The sequence below is a fragment of the Halobiforma nitratireducens JCM 10879 genome, from assembly GCF_000337895.1.
GTDB classification, from domain to species: Archaea; Halobacteriota; Halobacteria; order Halobacteriales; family Natrialbaceae; genus Natronobacterium; species Natronobacterium nitratireducens.
This window is the reverse complement of the sequence record NZ_AOMA01000025.1, coordinates 1-1,728: the sequence shown is the minus strand read 5'-3', so window position 1 is coordinate 1,728 and position 1,728 is coordinate 1. Positions and strand designations below refer to the sequence as shown.

At 44.5% G+C, this 1,728-nt stretch carries 3 protein-coding genes; 1 reads left to right on the top strand and 2 read right to left on the bottom strand.

Features of this window, described 5'->3' with window-relative positions:
• Positions 1-327: 327 nt before the first annotated feature.
• Entirely contained in the window at positions 328-933 is a 606-nt protein-coding gene (locus C446_RS02865) for a hypothetical protein (RefSeq protein ID WP_006671554.1), read from the top strand.
• Positions 934-935: 2 nt separating this feature from the next.
• Here the strand turns inward: C446_RS02865 and C446_RS18425 are convergent, their stop codons facing one another.
• Together C446_RS18425 and C446_RS18420 are read right to left on the bottom strand one after the other, a co-directional pair.
• Positions 936-1,280 (bottom strand): hypothetical protein, encoded by a 345-nt coding sequence (locus tag C446_RS18425; protein WP_152419348.1) that lies wholly within the window; start codon positions 1,278-1,280, stop codon positions 936-938.
• Between the two features lie 36 nt (positions 1,281-1,316).
• Positions 1,317-1,583, bottom strand: a complete 267-nt coding sequence (locus C446_RS18420; RefSeq protein ID WP_006671552.1) for a hypothetical protein — start codon at positions 1,581-1,583, stop codon at positions 1,317-1,319.
• Between the last annotated feature and the right edge of the window lie 145 nt (positions 1,584-1,728).

Genomic DNA, 1,728 nt, shown 5'->3' with positions numbered 1-1,728 from the left:
ACAGGGCTATTTGAACTTCTTCAGCTTGACTCTCAACACCGACAACTGGTTCGAGAAAATCTTGAGTACTGACTTCTACAGATGAGCGCTGTAATTAATCGACCGATGAGTTACACCCTGTAACCAACCGCCGATATTTATATAGAGTACCATCTGTAAGCAGCAGCCCAGAGAAATGTCAACAAACTATGCTGTTTACATCCGAGCAAGTACAGACAAACAAGCAGACGACCATCAGAGAGAGCATCGAGCGGTGGCACAGCCAGTTACAGCCGACTAATCATTTTTCTCCCACAATTTCATATATTCCCTGAATAACAGATACTCATGGGGATATTCGACAGAATTTCAGATGCGTTGGGTAGTGGCGAGCAGACCGATGACCAAACAGAGCAGGCGTCTGAGAATGGCGGAGCGTTTCAGGTTCCAGAATGGGCTGTCAAAGACAAAGTGAATGTGGAGAAGCGGGCGGGGATTATCCACGAACAGTATGATGTAACTGAATCACAGGCTCAGGTGATAGCAGAGAAGTTGAAGGAGGATATGGAAGACACAGATGGGTATAGTATTGATTCAATCCGCTACGACCTCGAAGAGGAGTTGGATATTGAGGACGAACTTCTTCATACGATTGTTTGGACTGAGACGGCTTCAATAAATACGATTGACAGGGTGAATGGTTATCTGGAAAAGGAAACTGGAGGTGAAGTGTATAAAATTTCAGCACCAGATGATGACCGCACACATTCGATTACACGAGAAGCGGCTGATGAAATCGAAGAACAGGGTGGAGTTCCTATGAAAGAGTTAGCCAGAATTCTTCTGGAGAAGGCAAAGAAATATGAAGACGAGGGTGGAACTCCTGAGCGTATGGAACACTGGGTTCCCCACGAAAGATTCCGCTTTTCAATTGTTCGGCATATAGACTTTTGAACTCACTCTTCTCCTAACAACTCTTCTTTCAGATTCTTCTTTTTCCCTGTTGGTGTTTTCATCTCTTTATTCATAGCGGCGTAGATAATCCCGAGCGGGAATAATAGGATGAAGCCGAAGAATGCGGTCAGCATTAGAGCGTCGGTGAATCCGAAGTCTGTTCCGATGGCAACTACCCATATTATGAGGATGAGACCGCCGAGTAGGATGCTGAACATAGTTGCGAGACCTACACCTATTGAACCGAGAATACCGTGGCTGGCTGGTTCATAGCCACATTCAGGGCAACGGTCTGCCTCGACTGATATTTCCGAAGCGCACTTTTCACAGGTTCCTGTTTCAGTCATACATACCAATCTATCCAACTGGTTAATAAATGTGATTCAGTCTTCAAATTCTCCGTATTCTTCTTCAAATGACTCCACCGTGTACTCTTCACCTTCTGGTTGACCCTCGTTTATTTTCTCAATTAAACGCTCTCGCTCCCGTTGCTTCTCAAATTCAGACTTCTCTTCAGATTGGTATAGAACCGTGCTTTCGTGGTTTGAGAGTATGTTAACATCTACATCGATGTTTACCTCTTCAGGTGCTTCAAAGACGAATTTATTATCGATTCTCGCCGCAACTCCTTCAATAGAGAACTGCGGCATATCCTTTAGAGTCTTATACAGGAGGGCAATCTGGTCTGGATTTGAGAGAACAATTGTTTGCTTTGTTGAATAGCTGCTGAATGAGGGTTAGAGTGGCTCACAGAGCTTTTCTATGTTGATGATGGCGAACATGAGGACGATTTCA

Coding starts and splice junctions, on each gene's coding strand:
- C446_RS02865 (WP_006671554.1), top strand. CDS start 328: ATGGGGATATTCGACAGAATTTCAGATGCGTTGGGTAGTGGCGAGCAG.
- C446_RS18425 (WP_152419348.1), bottom strand. CDS start 1,280: ATGACTGAAACAGGAACCTGTGAAAAGTGCGCTTCGGAAATATCAGTC.
- C446_RS18420 (WP_006671552.1), bottom strand. CDS start 1,583: ATGCCGCAGTTCTCTATTGAAGGAGTTGCGGCGAGAATCGATAATAAA.